At 43.4% G+C, this 18,429-nt stretch carries 8 protein-coding genes; all 8 read left to right on the top strand.

What is annotated here, in order from left to right; genetic code table 11:
• Positions 1–330 precede the first annotated feature (330 nt).
• The 8 genes from AAEY78_RS04940 (at position 331) to hrpA (ending at position 18,192) form a co-directional block, all read left to right on the top strand.
• Positions 331–1,626, top strand: coding sequence for an NCS2 family permease (locus tag AAEY78_RS04940; protein ID WP_352337815.1), 1,296 nt, complete (start codon positions 331–333; stop codon positions 1,624–1,626).
• 639 nt (positions 1,627–2,265) lie between these two features.
• Complete coding sequence (putA, locus tag AAEY78_RS04935; protein ID WP_352337814.1) at positions 2,266–5,505, top strand: bifunctional proline dehydrogenase/L-glutamate gamma-semialdehyde dehydrogenase PutA; 3,240 nt, start codon at positions 2,266–2,268, stop codon at positions 5,503–5,505.
• 11 nt (positions 5,506–5,516) lie between these two features.
• Positions 5,517–6,209: an aldehyde dehydrogenase family protein gene (locus AAEY78_RS04930; protein WP_352337813.1), complete on the top strand. Its 693-nt coding sequence runs from the start codon at positions 5,517–5,519 to the stop codon at positions 6,207–6,209.
• A 785-nt stretch (positions 6,210–6,994) separates the two neighbouring features.
• Positions 6,995–8,626 (top strand): xanthine dehydrogenase small subunit, encoded by a 1,632-nt coding sequence (gene xdhA, locus AAEY78_RS04925; RefSeq protein WP_352337811.1) that lies wholly within the window; start codon positions 6,995–6,997, stop codon positions 8,624–8,626.
• A gap of 89 nt (positions 8,627–8,715) precedes the next feature.
• Entirely contained in the window at positions 8,716–11,283 is a 2,568-nt protein-coding gene (gene xdhB / locus AAEY78_RS04920) for a xanthine dehydrogenase molybdopterin binding subunit (protein WP_352337810.1), read from the top strand.
• Positions 11,276–12,262 carry a xanthine dehydrogenase accessory protein XdhC gene (xdhC, locus tag AAEY78_RS04915; RefSeq protein WP_352337809.1) on the top strand — a complete coding sequence of 329 codons (987 nt, stop codon included), beginning with the start codon at positions 11,276–11,278 and terminating at the stop codon, positions 12,260–12,262. The genes xdhB and xdhC overlap by 8 nt, the downstream gene beginning before the upstream one ends.
• Positions 12,263–12,350: 88 nt before the next feature.
• Positions 12,351–13,742 carry a guanine deaminase gene (gene guaD, locus AAEY78_RS04910; protein WP_352337807.1) on the top strand — a complete coding sequence of 464 codons (1,392 nt, stop codon included), beginning with the start codon at positions 12,351–12,353 and terminating at the stop codon, positions 13,740–13,742.
• 208 nt (positions 13,743–13,950) lie between these two features.
• Positions 13,951–18,192 carry an ATP-dependent RNA helicase HrpA gene (hrpA, locus tag AAEY78_RS04905; RefSeq protein WP_352337806.1) on the top strand — a complete coding sequence of 1,414 codons (4,242 nt, stop codon included), beginning with the start codon at positions 13,951–13,953 and terminating at the stop codon, positions 18,190–18,192.
• Positions 18,193–18,429 lie beyond the last annotated feature (237 nt).

Genomic DNA, 18,429 nt, shown 5'->3' with positions numbered 1-18,429 from the left:
GCGTGCACTGTTTACAACCTGCTAGTGTACTGCGAAAACTATGAAAGGTCATTTATTAATATGGTTAATACTCAGCTTTCTTGCTTTTATTAACGATTAACCACTATTAAGCATTAGCTTACTATTGTTTAATAATATTATAACAACGAATGATTGTTATTTTTAAGCTTATTTTATGAGTAGGGGTATTTATTGAATTTGTAGGTAATATTCTCTAAAATGTTAATCTTTGTTACGATAGCTTTCTGACGAGAATATCAGTTTTTTGACATTATTTTCTTGATTTTTACTACTTGTAACTTTTTCACTCTCCAGTTGGAAGCGATGCTCATGAACGCAATTGAACGCTATTTTGGGATTAACGGTGAAAATACCACGGTCAAAACAGAAGTTTTAGCCGGATTAACCACGTTTTTAACGATGGCTTATATTATCTTTGTTAACCCTAATGTCTTGGCAGAAGCGGGGATGGATAAAGGCGCGGTCTTCGTAGCAACTTGTCTTGCTGCGGCAATCGGCTGCTTTATTATGGGGCTTTATGCTCGCCTGCCAGTCGCACTGGCACCGGGCATGGGTCTCAATGCCTTCTTTACTTATGGCGTGGTGCTCGGCATGGGCTACGCTTGGCAAACCGCACTTGGCGCGGTCTTTTTGTCTGGCTGTATTTTTGTCTTGCTAAGCTTATTTAAGATTCGTGAAGTGATTATTAATGCCATTCCCATGTGTTTAAAACAGGGCGTTGTTGCTGGTATCGGTGCTTTTTTAGCCTTTATCTCGCTACAAAGCTCAGGCGTGATTATCAATAATGACGCTACGTTGGTCGGTCTTGGTGACATGACGACGTTTTCACCCGCAATGGCAGCATTAGGCTTTATTGTTATTTTAGCTTTGTCTTATCGAAAAGTACCGGGTGCTGTGACCATTGGTATTTTACTAGTAGCGTTAATCAGCTTATTAACGGGTCATACCCAGTTTACCGGTATCATGTCAGCACCGCCATCTATTGCGCCGACGCTTATGCAGTTGGATATTGCTGGTGCCTTTGATGTGGGCATGATCAGTGTCATTTTTGCCTTTTTATTCGTCGATTTATTCGATACGGCAGGTACATTGATTGCGACTACCAGTCAGGCAGGTCTTATTGATAAAGACGGTAAAATTCCCAACATGGGTAAAGCGCTGCTTGCGGATTCAACGGCAACAGTAGCCGGCACTTTATTAGGTACTTCTTCAACGACCAGTTATATTGAAAGTGTGTCAGGTATCGCCACAGGTGGGCGCACTGGTTTGATGGCGGTCACAGTTGGGGTGATGTTTTTACTCAGCACCTTCTTTGCGCCGCTGGCAGGTATGATTCCAGCTTATGCTACCGCGGGCGCTATTTTTTACGTTGCCGTACTTATGATGGGCACTTTAAAAGATATCGCATGGAGTGATTTAACCGAAGCTGCTCCGGTGGTTGTGGTGTTATTATTTACGCCATTAACCTATTCAGTTGCTGATGGTATTGCCTTAGGATTTATTACCTTTACTGCGGTTAAGTTATTGACGGGCAGATATGAGGAAGTAAGCATTCCGGTATGGATATTAACGTTAGTGCTATTATCAAAAATTATATTTTTATAGTACAAAGCGGAATTTTTTATAATGTAGAATCATAGTATTTGCAATATAGCGCTTTATAAAGAGTGAAAATAATTAAAAAACCTTCTTATCGAATGATGATAAGAAGGTTTTTTTTGGAAAATGCAAAATATTTATTTATAAAAGTAATATTAAGAACAATAAAGCAAAGTCATGAATCAGTACTAAAAAATAGGTGAGTTAGGTAATAGCAAACAAAAAGTTATGATTGGAACCATATATTAGTAAGATTATGGTAACTAATTGTTTTTAAAAGCTATACGCGCGTATGCAGCCAAATGATTGCATTAGTTTGCACCGGTTTTCCGTGATACCATAATCGAGTTAAGCGCATCACCTCAATCAACGCCGTAGAGGTCTTTCTTATAGTGAATAAGCGGTAAATCAGCGCACAGTTTTTTGCTAAATATGCTTTATTTGTTCTTTAAGAAGGCATCAATAAAGAGTAATCAAGCAAACATCTCCTGAGCTGATTTTATTCACGACCAACAAGAAGAAGGCACTAATGCCGCTTAGCTGATCGTTGTTGCCTTTGCATAATTGAATAGCATATTTAACTTTCAGAAGTGTAAATACTATTTTGCTTATGTTAATCCTCTATATGACCATTACGGAGTTGGTATGAACCCCTTAGATCAGTTTACCCCGCAAGAACCGATTTTATTTAATCCAACTGATTTGCTTGCGCCAGATTATATCAAGCAGTCAGCGGCTGAGCTGTATGCGCGTATTTCGCCTTTATATAGTGCTGATGAAGACCGCTGGTTGACGGCATTATTGCCACTTGCTAAACCGACTGATGCTGAGCGTGAGGCAGCAGCTGAACAAACACGCAAACTTGTTGAGCACGTGCGCAATGACGGCAAAGCGGTGAAAATGGTCGATTCATTATTGCTAGAATATAGTCTTGATACCCAAGAAGGTATCTTGCTCATGAGCTTGGCGGAAGCATTGATTCGTGTGCCAGATAACTATACGGCGGATGCGCTGATTCGTGACAAAATGAGCGTGGCAGATTGGAAAAAGCATTTAAACGATGACAACGGCTTGATTGTCAATGCCTCGACATGGGGGCTGATGATGACCGGTCGTGTGGTCAGCATTGATAGCAGTACGACGGCGTCAGGATTTTTGGATCGAATGACCAAAAAGATGGGCGAGCCGATGATTCGTGCCGCAATGCAAAAAGCCATGCGCATTATGGGACATCAATTTGTATTGGGCGAGACCATTGAAGACGCCAATAAGAATAGTAAAAATTATCGTGATAAAGGTTATACCTATTCATTCGATATGCTTGGTGAAGCGGCAATTACCAATCGCGATGCAGAAAAGTATTTTAATGACTATCTGCATGCTATTAAGTCAACGGCTAATATAAAAGTAAAAGACGGTATGCCGAAGCCGTCGGTTTCTATTAAGCTGTCCGCGCTGCATCCACGCTATGAAGCCACGCAAGAAGCGCAAGTGATGGGCTTACTGCGTCAACGTTGCTTGCTGTTGATTGAAGCGGCTCGTGAAGTGAATGTGGATTTAAGTATTGATGCCGAAGAAGCGGATCGCCTTGAGATTTCACTAAAATTATTTGAGTCGCTATATCGTGATCCGTTAACCGCCGGTTGGGATGGTTTGGGCTTGGTGGTGCAAGGGTATTCAAAACGTGCAATTGCGATTTTTGCATGGCTGGCGCGTTTGTCTACGGAAGTTGGCGACCGTATTCCATTACGCTTAGTAAAAGGCGCATATTGGGATACGGAGATTAAACTTGCTCAGCAAAAAGGGCTATCTGGCTATCCAGTCTGGACGCGTAAAGAAGGTACGGATACCGCCTATCTAGCGTGTGCACGCTTCTTATTATCGGAGCATTTGCGTGGGCTAATTTGGCCACAATTTGCTACCCATAACGCCCACACGCTTGCAACCGTGATGACCATGAGTACGCACCGCGACTTTGAGTTTCAGCGCCTACATGGCATGGGCGATGCGCTGTACGACCATATTTTGCAAGCCTATAATATTCCGGTACGTATCTATGCACCGGTTGGTGCCCATAAAGATTTGCTGCCGTACTTAGTACGACGCTTATTGGAAAATGGTGCGAACAGCTCCTTTGTCCATCAGCTATTAGACAAGTCTTATCCGATTGATAAGCTGGTCGTGCATCCGTATGACAAGCTGCTGGCGAATGATCATTTACACAATCCCGATATTCCACTACCGCTGGATATATATGGCTCGCGCCTTGCAAGTTTCGGTCCCAATATCTTTGTTGAGTCACAGTGGCACCCGTTTAAAGCCGCGATTGATGCGCAGTTAAATAAAACGTGGTCAGCAGCACCTATTATTAATGGACAAGTAGTCAGTGAGTCTGTAGTAGATGGTGTCTCTGTGAACCTTGCTAGCCATAAAGTACGTGCGCCTTGGAACCATGACGTTATCGCTGGTGACGTACGTTATGCCAATGCTGACGTTGCCAAACAAGCGATAGATGCAGCAGTGGCTGGACAAAAGGCATGGCAATTAGTATCGGCATCGCAACGTGCGACTATTTTGCGAAAAATAGCCGATTTGTATGAAGAAAATTATGCTGAATTAATGGCATTATGTCAGGTAGAAGCAGGCAAGACGATTCAAGACAGTATTGATGAGATTAAAGAAGCAGTAGATTTCTGCCGCTTTTATGCCGATGAAGCTGAGCGTCTCGATGGCATCATGCACGAAATTACTGATTTATCCGGCATGCCGTTGCATCAAGTCTATAAAGCGCGCGGTACGTTTGTGTGTATCAGCCCATGGAACTTTCCATTAGCGATTTATACTGGGCAAATCGTTGCGGCATTGGCAGCAGGTAATACAGTGGTTGCTAAACCTGCTGAACAAACCAGCTTAATTGCTCATTTTGGCGCACAGCTTATGTATCAGGCAGGCGTGCCAGCAGAAGCATTACAGTTTGTGACCGGCGCTGGCGACGTGGGTGGAGCATTAACCACAGCAAATAACATTGCTGGTGTAATATTTACTGGCTCGACGCAAACGGCTCAACGTATCAACCAAAGCCTTAATAGTCATGAGCAACTCAGCGGCGAGCTGCCGGTATTTATCGCTGAAACGGGCGGTCAAAATGCCATGATTGTTGATTCAACGGCTTTACCGGAGCAAGTGGTACGCGATGCGGTACTATCCGCCTTTGGTTCAGCAGGTCAGCGTTGTTCAGCATGTCGCGTCCTTTGCGTACAAGAGGAAGTGGCGGAAGGCTTAATCGAGCTACTTCAAGGCACGATGGCTGAATTGGTCGTGGGCAATCCTACTCAGGTCACTACTGACGTCGGACCAGTCATTGATAACGATGCCAAAAAGGGGCTTGAGGCGCATATTGAACGTATGCAAGCTGAGCCAACTGCCAATATTCTAGCGCAAGCAACGATGAGTGCCAGTTCGATAGTCAGTGAAGACAATGCTACTTTTGTATTGCCAACTGCGATTGAAGTAAAAAGTATCGATGTCATCGGCGGTGAGCATTTCGGTCCTATATTGCACGTCTTACGCTATCAAGCACGCGATTTGGATAAGCTGATTGATGCTATTAATGCAACGGGTTTTGGCTTAACCTTAGGTATTCATAGCCGTATTGAAAATATCGTTGAACATATCGAGCGCCGCGCGCTGGTAGGAAATACTTATATCAATCGTAATCAAATCGGGGCGATAGTCAACGTCCAGCCCTTTGGTGGCTGCGGTTTGTCAGGAACCGGTCCCAAAGCGGGTGGTCCACATTATGTTGCCCGTTTAATGCATCTAATCACTGAGCCTTTAGTAAGCGCAGACAGCGTTTCATTCTCTATTCAAGCCGATATCGCATAAGGAGTAGCAACATGGCGACTGAATTTAAAGAAAATCATGCTCAAATTTGTGAAGCTTGGCGATTATTGACAGCCATTGAACGCGCAAGTTACCTTGAAGTCGCGTTGCCTAAATTGGCACTGCTGACAGGTAATGCCAATAAAGCACGGCGCTTGTTTGCTCATTTGTTAAGCTTTGCACCAAAGCTTGATGACGTGCAGCATATGATTGGTGCAACAGGCGAGTCTAATGACTTATATGTCACCGCACGTGGTAAAACCATGGTTATTGGCGGTGAATCTGCCAAAACTATGGCAATACTGGGACAATTGGTTGCTGCATTGCTAACTGGTAATGAGGTGATTCTACATTGTCCAAGCCAAGATGAGATGTGCATTGCTGCAGTAAAGGCGCTGTATCAAGCGGGCGTTAGTGAAGATGTAATTAGCATTGCCAATGATTCGCAAACCGTCACTTTGCTGCATATCGATCGCCTGGCTCAAGTTGCTGTCGTTGGTAGTCGCGCTGAGGTGCAAGCCATCAGCAAAACGCTGGCAAGTACGGATGGTATCCTGACGCAAGTAATTGCGATCACAGATATGGTCGGCTTAGTAGAAATGCTAGCGCCTGATTATCTATATCGTTTTGTCACCGAACGGGTCAGAACCATTAATACTACTGCGATTGGTGGCAATGCCAGTTTGCTTGAGCTGGGAACGGAATAGATAGTCGGTAGCGATGAGTGGATATGGCAGCCATTTGTCCAACGTCAAATATTAGAGTAAGCTATAAAATTAGCAGTCAGCACTTATTTTTCATGCAATGATGAATAAGGATTGATTGCCTTTTATGGCTTATCCTTTTAAGAGTGGCTCTTACGTTGTGAAATGGTGAAACCGACTGCGTTCATAGGTTTTTTTCGATTCGCCACATTATTTTATTTCTAGCTTAGAAGTTATGCTTTTTAAGTTGCAAGTTAAATAAGTATGCTGCTAGTATAAGTTAACTCTGTAGTTATTTAGCCATCACACAATGGCTCATCAATAGATTAGTAATTATTGTTTAAGTGATTATTTTTTAAGTGATAATTTTCTATAACTAACAAGGAAAGTTAGTTCGTTGCCACTAACCAAGGATAGGTTTTCTATGATTAAAGACGTTTTCCGTTTTAAAAATAAGTAACAAAAAACTATACTTTTGTTTTTATTTTTATTGATGAGGTGATATTATCAATAAATACTAAAGTCCAAAATTCACTTCGATTAAGCCTGAGCGAGTCAGTAGTCATATAGGCAGTCAGCTTATTCAATACATGTATAACTCTCAGTATTGATGTAGGTATGATGAGCATCATCGTATAAATTTTATGTTCATAATTATCAAATACTACCTTAAAGGCGGTGCATTGACGTGCGTCTATCTTTTGAGATATTGGTTGTTAACATTTTATTATTCGATTAGATAAAAGCATTCTTTTATCTCCCTTTCATTTTGACAGCCGAGTATTGCTATGATTAAATTTTATCTGAACGGGAAGCGCCATGAGCTAACCCATCTTAATCCTAATACCACCGTGCTTGAGTACTTACGTCTGCATGTGCGCCAGACGGATACCAAAGAAGGCTGCGGCAGTGGCGATTGTGGTGCTTGTACGGTCATGGCGCAGCGGTTGCCAATGGGTGACGCGAATAATTCTAAACCAAAGCCTTTTTATACGCTAAATTCTTGTATCACATTATTGTCGCTAATGGATGGTCATCATGTGATGACGGCATCTTATTTAGCGGATAATCCTGAGAATCATCCAGAGCGTGCGCGCTTGCATCCGGCTCAGCAGGCCATGGTCGAATGTCATGGCTCACAGTGCGGCTTTTGTACTCCAGGATTTGTGATGTCGCTTGCCAGTGTGTATGAAAATAAACGTCTGCAAAAAGGTCAAAATGCTGCCATTGATAAACAAAATGATAATAATTTGAGTTATGACGATATTGTCGCATCAATATCAGGGAATTTATGCCGGTGTACAGGCTACCGACCTATTATAGATGCAGGTTTGATGATGGGAAAAATTGGTCAGCAACGAGATACCGATCAAACAGAAGTAAAAAACTTAACTATAAACCTAGCCACGGATGCGATGGCAAATGCTCAAATAAATACAAATCAAAAAGAGTCAATTTCTAAAACAGGAAGAATAGAACCGGCACTCACCGAAGGCTTACGACAATTATTTATGCCACAATCTATTGATGAGCTAAATAAAGTTTTAGCGGCAAATCCCAAAGCGACTATTTGGGCAGGTGGTACGGATTTAGGCTTAAGCATCACGCAGCACTTAGTCGACCATGACGTCATTGTTCAGCTGTCCGCTGTTGAGGAATTAAAGTTTTGGTCGTTGGCTGATATCGAAGACACTGCTAACTCTCAATCATCCTCTCAAGAGTTAGTTCTTGGCGCTGGCATGAGTTATCACAACATGCTACCAGTGCTTGAGCAATATTTTCCTGAATTTGCAAACTTGTTCGAACGTATTGCTTCGCCACAAATCCGTAATATGGGCACTATTGGTGGTAATGTCGCTAATGCGTCACCAATTGGTGATTTGCCGCCGATTTTATTGGCGTTAGAGGCGCGTATTCATTTGCGTCATTGTGATATTGTTGATGAGGGTGGCAAAAATACTATTGATGAAATCATACCGTTAGCTGAGTTCTTTTTGGATTATAAAAAGACCAAGCTGCGCGCTGGTAGCTATATTGTTGCCCTTCATATTCCATTGATGCAAGACAATCAGCATTTATTTATTCACAAGATTAGTAAGCGTTACGAAGATGATATTTCTGCTTGTCTACTTGCCGCAAAAATTGCCCTTTCAGCAGATGGCATGACAATTAATAATGCAAAATTCGGTCTAGGCGGTATGGCAGCGATACCACTATTAGCAACTCACTGTGAGCAAGCACTTATCAATCAACCTATTGATGTTGCTAGTTTTAAAAAGGCAGCACAAGTATTGCCACAAGATGTCTCGCCAATGACTGATGTTAGAGCGAGCCGTGAATATCGCATGCACGTGATGCAGCGTTTGTTAATTAAATGCGGCAAACAATTAATAGAAAGTATGCAAAATGAAATCGCATAAAATTAGCGTTTGATCATTATGAAATCGCTATAGCATTAATACCAATAAAAAAAGAATCTTATTGCAAGAGTAACGAAAAGAGAATAACTATGAGCCATCATTCTAGCCTATTTGATAGTTACAGTATCCGCCGCGTGCGTCCACCCAAAAGTAAGATTGGTACTTCAGCCAAGCATGACAGCGCCAGTAGCCACGTGATGGGCACGGCAACATATGTGGATGACATTTTGAAGCCGCAGGGTACGTTGCATTTAGCCGTTGGTAAGAGCAGTCATGCGCATGCACGCCTTTTAAGCATAGATTTATCAGCAGTAAAAGCTTCTGATGGCGTGATTGATGTCATTACCTTTAAGGATTTAACAGCAAAAACGGATATCGGACCTGTCTTTGATGGCGATCCGTTAATGGTCGATGAAATTACAGAATACGTTGGACAAACGCTATTTTTGGTGGTAGCAACCAGTCACCGTGCCGCAAAAAAAGCCACTTTAAAAGCTGTTATCGAATACGAGCCATTGCCTGCAATTTTAAATATCGAAGATGCTCTTGAGCAAGACCATTTTGTGCGTCCTAGCCATTTTATGCAGCGTGGTGATACCGAAGAAGCGCTAAAAAATGCACCGACACGTATTGCTGGGCACATTCATATGCTGGGACAAGAGCATTTTTATTTAGAGGGACAAGTGGCGTATGTGACCCCTTGTGATGATGGCGGGCTTGAAGTCTATACCTCATCGCAGCATCCGAGTGAAGTGCAGCAGCTGGTTGCTGAAGTGACAGACTTACCTTTTCATGCAGTCAATGCCATCGTGCGCAGAATGGGCGGCGGCTTTGGAGGTAAAGAGACGCAGGCAGCGGCGTGGGCGTGCTTTTGTGCCATCGTTGCTAAGCGCCATAATATACCCGTCAGTATGCGCCTTGATCGGCAAGATGATATGGTGGTGACAGGCAAACGCCATGAATTTGCCAACCGTTATGATGTCGGTGTTGATGACGATGGCAAAATTGTCGGTGTTGATATGCAGCTGGCAGGATTGTGTGGTTATTCGCCTGATTTATCTGATGCTATTGTCGATCGCGCCATGTTTCACTGTGACAATGCCTATCATTATCCAGCGGCAAATATTGCTGGTCATCGCTGTAAAACGCATACAGTATCGAATACCGCATATCGTGGTTTCGGTGGTCCACAAGGCGTGATGACCGCTGAATATATGATGGATCATATCGCCTATACTTTAGGGCAAGACCCACTACAAGTGCGCCTGAATAACCTTTATCAAAATGGTCAAAGCACCCACTATGGACAGCCAATCGAGCATTTTGATTTAGCGACTTTGATGGCAAATTTGGCTGATGATTGTAATTACCATCAGCGCCGTCAGCAAATTACTGAGAAAAATAAACAAGCTGAAAAAGACGGCAGCGATATCCGCTTTGGATTGGCGTTAACGCCAGTGAAGTTTGGTATCTCCTTTACTGTGCAAACCTTAAATCAAGGCGGCGCACTGGTTCATATTTATACTGATGGCAGCATTCATGTCAATCATGGCGGCACTGAAATGGGGCAGGGGTTATATATTAAAATTGCCCAAATCGTTGCCAATGAATTTGATGTCGATTTAGATACCGTTAAAGTATCCGCGACACGCACTGATAAAGTACCCAATACCTCGCCAACTGCCGCTTCGTCAGGGACGGACATTAATGGTAAGGCAGCGCAAAATGCCTGTTTAACGATTAAAGGTCGTATTATTGACTTTGCTGCTGAACACTTTGAGGTCGCGCCAGAAGCCATACGCTTTGAGAATAATCACGTTTATATCGGTGACAAGGAAGCCTTTACCTTTGCTGAGATGATTCTTCTCGCGTATCAACATCGTATCAGCCTATCGTCTACGGGCTATTATAAAACGCCGAAGATATTTTATGACCGCTCAAAAGCATGGGGTCGTCCTTTCTTTTATTTTGCCTTGGGCGCAGCGTGCGCTGAGGTCGAGATTGATACTTTGACGGGTGAATACAAGGTACTGCGCTGCGATATCTTACACGATGTCGGACAGTCGATTAATCCAGCGATTGATATTGGTCAAATTGAAGGTGGCTTCGTGCAAGGTATGGGTTGGTTAACGACAGAAGAGCTGACATGGGATAAAACTGGTAAGTTAGCATCGAATGCCGCAGCGAATTATAAAATCCCAACCGCTCATGACCTGCCAAAACAGTGGAGCGTAAAGCTGTTTGATCGTAAAAATGAAGAGCAGACTATTTATAACTCAAAAGCCGTCGGTGAGCCGCCCTTTATGCTCGCTGCCAGTGTGTGGTGTGCCATTAATAATGCGGTAGCAAGTTTAGCTGACTATCAAAAAAATCCAGAGCTTACCATGCCTGCTACGCCAGAAGCGGTGCTAAAAGCGGTCATGCGTATGGAGGGTGCGGCATGGGATATTGATATCCAGGTTGATAAGAATACTGTTAAGAGCTTAACGAAAAATGATGTGTGTGGTGTTGATGATGATAAAGTCGAACCGCAACAAGTGCGTCATGCCAATGATATTAAGCCACCTGAGGTTGAAGGAGAATTGGTTGATGAGCAGCCTGAAGCAATAGAGCAGCCGAATGTCGCAACGGCTAGAGGACCGGCGCATAGTGAGTGAGTCATTGACCGCATTCATCAGCGCAAACTCTTTGATGCCCCCAACCCGATGGTATGACGGTTTAGCAGAGTATCAGCAGCAGGGTATAGCCCATGTGTTGGCGACTATCGCAGCCGTCAACGGCTCAGCACCGCGCGCTTTACAAGCAAAGATGATTATCACACAAGATAGTTGCTGCGATACGCTGGGTGGCGGTGGACTTGAACATGATGTGATGAGCACTGCGCGACAATTGCTCAATGGTGAGGTAGAAGCTACCGTATCAAAACAGGTGACAGATAAAAAAGCCGTTCGCCGCGATGCTATTTATACCAAGCATTATCCGCTTGGCGCGAAGCTAGCACAGTGCTGCGGCGGTAGTGTCACTGTTATGTTTGAATGCTTTAATGTGACGCCACCGCTGTCGATATTAGTATTTGGCGCTGGACATGTTGCAGCAGCACTCATGACTATACTTGCCGAGTTGCCTTGCCAAGTGGATTGGGTAGACAGTCGTCCTGAGATGTTCGAACCTTATTTACTTAATAAACCGCAGAAAATAGAAAGTTTACAGCAAGGTTTAAATGGTTTAGATACACCCACTCTTTACCAACTTCCTGCGCATATTCGACCGCATATTAGTGATGAGCCTGTTGATTTTGTACGACCTTTTATTGAACCATTTAACGAACAAGGTAGTCAGCGCTTTATTCTTATTATGACGCATGACCATAGCCTTGATTTTGATTTGGTACGTGCGGCTATTGATAGTAGTTTAGCAAATGATAACCCACGAAATTCAATGCCATATATTGGCTGTATTAGCTCGGCAACCAAAGCCAAACGTTTTAAAGATCGCCTACTTCAACGCGGTTATAGTGAACAAGTAGTTGATAACTTAACCATGCCAATTGGTCTGCCAATCGGTGGCAAAGAGCCGATGACAGTTGCTGTTTCCATCGCTGCTCAGATTTTACAACAGTACAATCATCAGCTATAGCATAGTGGTTGCACAATTAATTTAATTTATACTCTCATAACTCAACATTTAAAAGCTTGGTATTACTAAAGCGCTAAGAGGTATATCCATGACCCTACATATCTACCAAGCCCAATTGCTACATTATCTTACCGAAGATGATGTGGCTAAGCGCTTACCAAAAATGCCAATAGTTGATAAAGGTGTCACGCTTATGCCTGTGGTTGCTGGCGTGAATGTGTATCCTGAATATATCGCTAATGGTGCACTTGTTGTCGATGATATGACGGGTTTAATTGTTGATTATGGTAGTAGTGAGACTATATTAACTGAATATGCTCATGCTAAAGAGGGTCAACAACCCGTTCAGATTCATGACTATAAAAATAAGCTTATCATGCCCGGCTTTATTGACACCCATGTCCATTATCCACAAATTGATATGATGGCTGCTTTCGGTGAACAGTTGCTTGACTGGCTCAATAACTATACCTTTGTCACTGAAGCAACCTTTGCTGATCCACAGATTGCGCAGGACACAGCCAAGTTCTTTTTAAATCAGCTGCTTGCTAATGGAACAACAAGCGCTTTAGTATTTTCTACCAGCCATGCTCAATCTGTAGAAGCCTTTTTTACCGAAAGTCAGCGCCTGAATACCCGTATGATTACCGGTAATGTGTTGATGGATCAAAACGCGCCTGCCAATTTGTGTGTGCCGACTGAGCAAGGCATTCGTGATACGCAAGATATTATTGATAAATGGCATGAGCGCGGGCGTCAGCATGTGGCGATTACGCCGCGCTTTGCCATCACTTCAACGCCCAAACAATTGCAAATGGCGGGCGAGTTATATGCCAGTTATGACAGTGTTTATATGCAAACGCATTTGGCGGAAAATCACGATGAAATTGCTTTTGTGCGTACCCTATATCCCAATCATAAAGGCTATTTAGACGTTTATGATGACATGGGTTTGCTGGGTCGCCGTACGACGTTGGCGCATGGTATTCATCTTGAGACTGCCGAATATGAACGGCTGCGAGAAACGAGCACACAAATCGCTCATTGCCCGACGTCAAATTTATTCTTAGGCAGTGGGCTGTTTAATTTGCCTAAAACTTTAAGTTATACGGGTGTGAGTATCGCTACTGATGTGGGTGCGGGTACGAGCTTATCGATGCTGACTACCTTGTCCGAGGCGTATAAGGTTCAGCAATTACAAAGTAATCCCTTGTCTGCGCATCAAGGATTGTATCAAATCACGCTTGGCAATGCGCAATCGTTAGTATTAGACGATAAAATCGGTAACTTTATGCAAAATAAAGAAGCGGATTTCGTGGTCATTGATATGGCAGCAACGCCGCTATTGGAACGCCGAATGGCACAGACCAAAACGCTTGGTGAGCAGCTGTTTGTGTTAATGATGATGGGTGATGACAGGGTGATTGAGCAGACGATTGTCGCTGGCGTGAATCGTTATAGTCGTACGAGTGCTGCTTAAAATATTAATGATATAAGTGTTTCTTGTATAATTATAGCCAAATCCTAAGCGTCGCTTGCATTTATTAAGCGGTAACTTGGGGTTTTCTATTTTGACTTTATGAATTTTATATTTTAAGCGTAAAGCACTGAAACAACCACAACTTGAATCATAGTTCAATTAACCCCATAATCTAACTACTTCCAAACAATAAATAGCCTAAGCAAATATGCCTAATACTCTGCAAAATATTCAAGAAAACGCCCATCATGCCCAAACAGAAAGTCTAAGCGCTGATGCGAATAATAAACATCAAGCAGATACAATAGCTAAAAACGCTATTTCTACTGCTGATTTACCTGTACTTGCTAAAGATGAGTATTATCTTAGCCGTCTTGAGCGTGAGCTAAAACGTGCCGCTTCTGCTAAGCAGCCTGCTGAAAATTTAACTAAAAAACGTGCTAATTTTGAAAAACTGAAGACCCGCTCACAGCAAGCGGTACAAGCACGCATAGATAGCATTCCGGCGAATTTGCCAGCGAAGCTAAATCTTGATTTACCCGTTAGCCAACGTGCTGATGATTTAATTCAAGCGATTATTGACAATCAAGTGATTATCGTTGCCGGTGAGACCGGTTCGGGTAAAACCACGCAGTTGCCGAAGCTTGCCATGCTGGCAGGGCGCGGGATACGTGGTCAGATAGGACATACTCAGCCAAGACGATTAGCAGCCCGTAGCGTGGCAAACCGAATTGCCGAAGAGTTGGGCGAGCAGTTAGGTAATACTGTTAGCTTTAAAATTCGCTTTAATGAGCAAGGGACTGCGCAATCTGTAGTCAAGCTGATGACCGATGGTATTTTACTTGCTGAGCTAGGTCATGATCGGTTTCTAAGTAAATACGATACCATTATCATTGATGAGGCACATGAGCGTAGCCTGAACATTGATTTTATTATGGGTTACCTTAAAAAACTGCTACCCAAACGTCCTGATTTAAAAGTTATTATTACTTCAGCGACACTCGATACCAAACGTTTTAGCGAGTACTTTAGCCATTATGATGCCAAGATAAAGCGTAAAGTTGGTGCACCTATTTTTAATGTCGAAGGGCGCAGCTTTCCGGTTGAAGTGCGTTATCGTCCGCTCACTGATGAGCCAGTGACCAGTACAGATGACGACAGTTATGATGACTTTGAAGAGAATTTGCCACGTGCGGTGGTCGCCGCCGTAGAGGAATGCTTTAGCGATGCGCAAAATAAAGGTCATGCCGATCAGGCAGATATTCTAATCTTTGCCGCGACCGAAGCTGAAATACGTGAGCTACAAGAAGTCATTGAACGGCACGGACCCAAGCATACGGAAGTGTTACCATTATTTGCACGGCAAACTTACGAAGAGCAACAGCGTATTTTCCAGCCGTCTGGTCGTGGTCGCCGTATTGTTATTGCCACTAACGTTGCTGAGACTGCGTTGACCGTGCCCGGTATTCGTTATGTCATTGATTTAGGCTTCGCGCGTATTTCACGTTATTCCTACCGTTCACGCGTCCAGCGGCTACCGATTGAAGCCATTGCCCAAGCTGCCGCCAATCAGCGTAAAGGTCGCTGTGGTCGTGTCGCACCGGGCGTTTGTATTCGTCTCTATAGTGAGGAAGATTTTACTGGTCGCCCCGAATTTACCGAACCGGAGATTCTGCGTACTAACTTGGCGTCCGTTATTTTGCAAATGGCTAATTTGCGCTTAGGTAGTGTTGATGATTTTGAATTTATCGAGCCACCTGACAGTCGCTTGGTTGCGGATGGGCATAAGCTGCTCAATGAGCTGGGTGCGATTACCGAAAAAGATGACAAAGACGTCAGTAGCACCGGTACTACAAACAGCAAGTCAAAACGCCAAGGTTTAGATCATTTAAAACTGACCCGTATCGGGCAGCAAATGGCACGTATGCCCATCGATCCAAGGCTGGCACGTATGCTGGTTGCAGGTAGTGATTTTGACTGTATTCGTGAAATGCTGATTGTCGTTGCCGCTCTTGCCGTGCAAGACCCGCGTGAGCGCCCTGCGAATAAACGCACGCAAGCGGATCAAAAACATGCCGAATTTCGTCAAGACGATTCCGATTTCTTATTTTATTTAAGTTTATGGAAAGCGCTGTTTGAGAAAGACGATGACGGCAATAGGCTGTCGGGTAATCAGCGCAAACAGTTTACCAAAAAGAATTACCTGAGCTTTCCGCGTGTGCGTGAATGGCATCAAACCCATAAGCAATTGGTGCAAATGGTCACCGAGCTTAAGCTGACTGATGATGCTAGCACTAAATCTAATACTAAAAACAGTGCTAAAAATGATGAATTAGCCAATAGTGATCCAACTGGCGTCGATGATGAAGCGTTAAAAGCGGTTAAATATGCCAATTTGCACCGCGCATTATTAACAGGCTTATTATCTATTATTGCCCATAAAACCGAAAATCGCGGCGAATATCTAGCAGCGCGTCAGCAAAAAACCAAAATTTTCCCAGCAAGTACGGTTTTTAAACAAATACCGCCTTGGGTAATGGCGTTTGAGATGGTAGAGACATCACAAGTCTTTATGCGTACCGTTGCTAAGATTGAGCCGGAATGGATTATTTCAGCGGCTGGTAACTTATTAAAATACCATTACTTTGAGCCGCACTGGTCGAAAAAAACCGGTCGCGTCAAAGCCTACGCACAGATTAGTTTATTCGGGCTGATTATTATTGGCAAGCAGCTGACCAACTATGAACAAGTTAATTTGGTTGAATCGCGCGAGATATTCATTCGTGATGGTCTGGTCACGGGTAACTTGGGTCGCGCGGCACCATTTTTACAGCATAATATGGATAAAATTGCCGATATTGAGCGTATTGAAGACAAATTGCGCCGACGTGATTTATTGGTCGATGAAGAGTCGCTGTATCAGTTTTACGATAAAAAAATCCCTGAGCATATTGCCAGTCGTAAAGCCTTTGAAGATTGGCGTGCCGAGGTAGAAAAAACAGACACTAGGCATTTATTCTTCACTGATGAAGATGTGTTAAATAGCCAAGCGCCAACCACAGGCGACTTTCCTGAAGTTTGGCAGTTAGGCGATTTGAAATTGCCGCTGCGTTATATCTTTGATCCGGCAAGTGATGACGATGGCGTGACTATTCGTGTGCCGCTTGTCGCGCTACCGCAGTTAGATGCGATTGAGCTACTATGGGGCGTACCCGGTTGGCGCTTTGAGCTGGTATTGCAATTACTTAAGTCGTTACCCAAAGAGATTCGCCGCCAAATCGTACCAATCCCTGATACTGCTGACAGCTTATTTGATGAGCTACAACCGGCGCAATCACAAGGATTGCTTAAGCAGTTATGCCAAGCGCTCAATCGTCGCGGGATTATGTCGGTGACGCCTGATAGCTTTAATCCGTCGACTATCGACCGTTATCTACAACCGCAAATCTGTGTGGTCGATGATAAGAATCGCATTATCGAAAAAGGTCGTGACCTGCAAACCTTGCAAATCCGTCATGCCAGTGAAACTCGCCAAGCGGTGAATGAGCAGCAAGGCGCGCATAGTAGTTTTCCTGAGCACTTTAAGTTTAGTAAAAATCATCATAGCGCAGGTGTTGTGATGAAGCAATTTGCTGCGTTGGTGACGGATAAATCTGGTGAGGCAGTATCTATTCATCAATATACTGACGTTAATGCCGCGCTGCAAGCGCATCGAATTGGCGTTTTAACGCTCATTAAAAAGCAGCTGGGCGCTAAGAAAAAACAGCTAACCAGTCAAGTTGATGCGGTATTTAAGCTGGCATTTGCACCGCTTGGCGATATGGAAAAGCTAAAAACCATCGTCATTGATGCTGCGTTAGATGCCACAATTGAAGAGCATTATGTGCTGTTTGATCACAGTGCAGATTTGCCGGAAAATGCCGATAATATCGCAGTGGGATTGGCTGAAGAGCTACCATTTACGGCAGAAGAGTATCAAAAAACGGCTGAAGTCGTGCTGCAACAGTTCTTATTAACCGGACAAGCGGTCATTAAGACCCTTAAAACTGTCTATACGCGCTGGCAACGTATTCGCCAAGGGCTGTTAATGATGGATCGTGAAATTTTTGGCGAATCCATTGATGATATCGAAGACCAGTTGGAAGACTTGCATCTTGCCGACTTTGTGTATCGGATGGATTATAGCCATTGGCAGCAGTATCCACGTTATTTAGAAGCACTGGAGATTCGTCTTGAGCGCCTTGAGCACAATATTGAGGCAGATTTGGATGGCGTTTATGCGCTCGATTTACATATGGAGCGTTTATCCGGTCGTGCGGATAGCGAAAAAATTAGTGACTATCGCTGGATGGTGGAAGAATATCGTATTCAACTGTTTGCTCAGCCCATGAAAACGCGCATGGCGGTATCACCAAAGCGCCTAAGTAAAATGTGGGATAACGTGAGTTAAACGTAGATAAGTTTGGATTGTTATAAAAAAACATGCTTCTAGCATGTTTTTTTTATGCGCTATTTTAAGTCTACTTTGTCATTACCCCAGATGAATGATGAACGGATTGAATGACAGGTATGTCATCTGCTTGTCATATAGCTGCCCTATCCTTAAGCCCAATATTAACGATTATTGTCTGTAGTGTTACCAATAGCAATTTTTCGTAAATAAATATATAAGCTATTTAACAACTTA

This window comes from Psychrobacter sp. 16-MNA-CIBAN-0192 (genome assembly GCF_040309565.1).
Classification (GTDB): domain Bacteria; phylum Pseudomonadota; class Gammaproteobacteria; order Pseudomonadales; family Moraxellaceae; genus Psychrobacter.
Note: the sequence above shows the minus strand (reverse complement) of the source record. Positions and strands in the feature narration are given on the sequence as shown.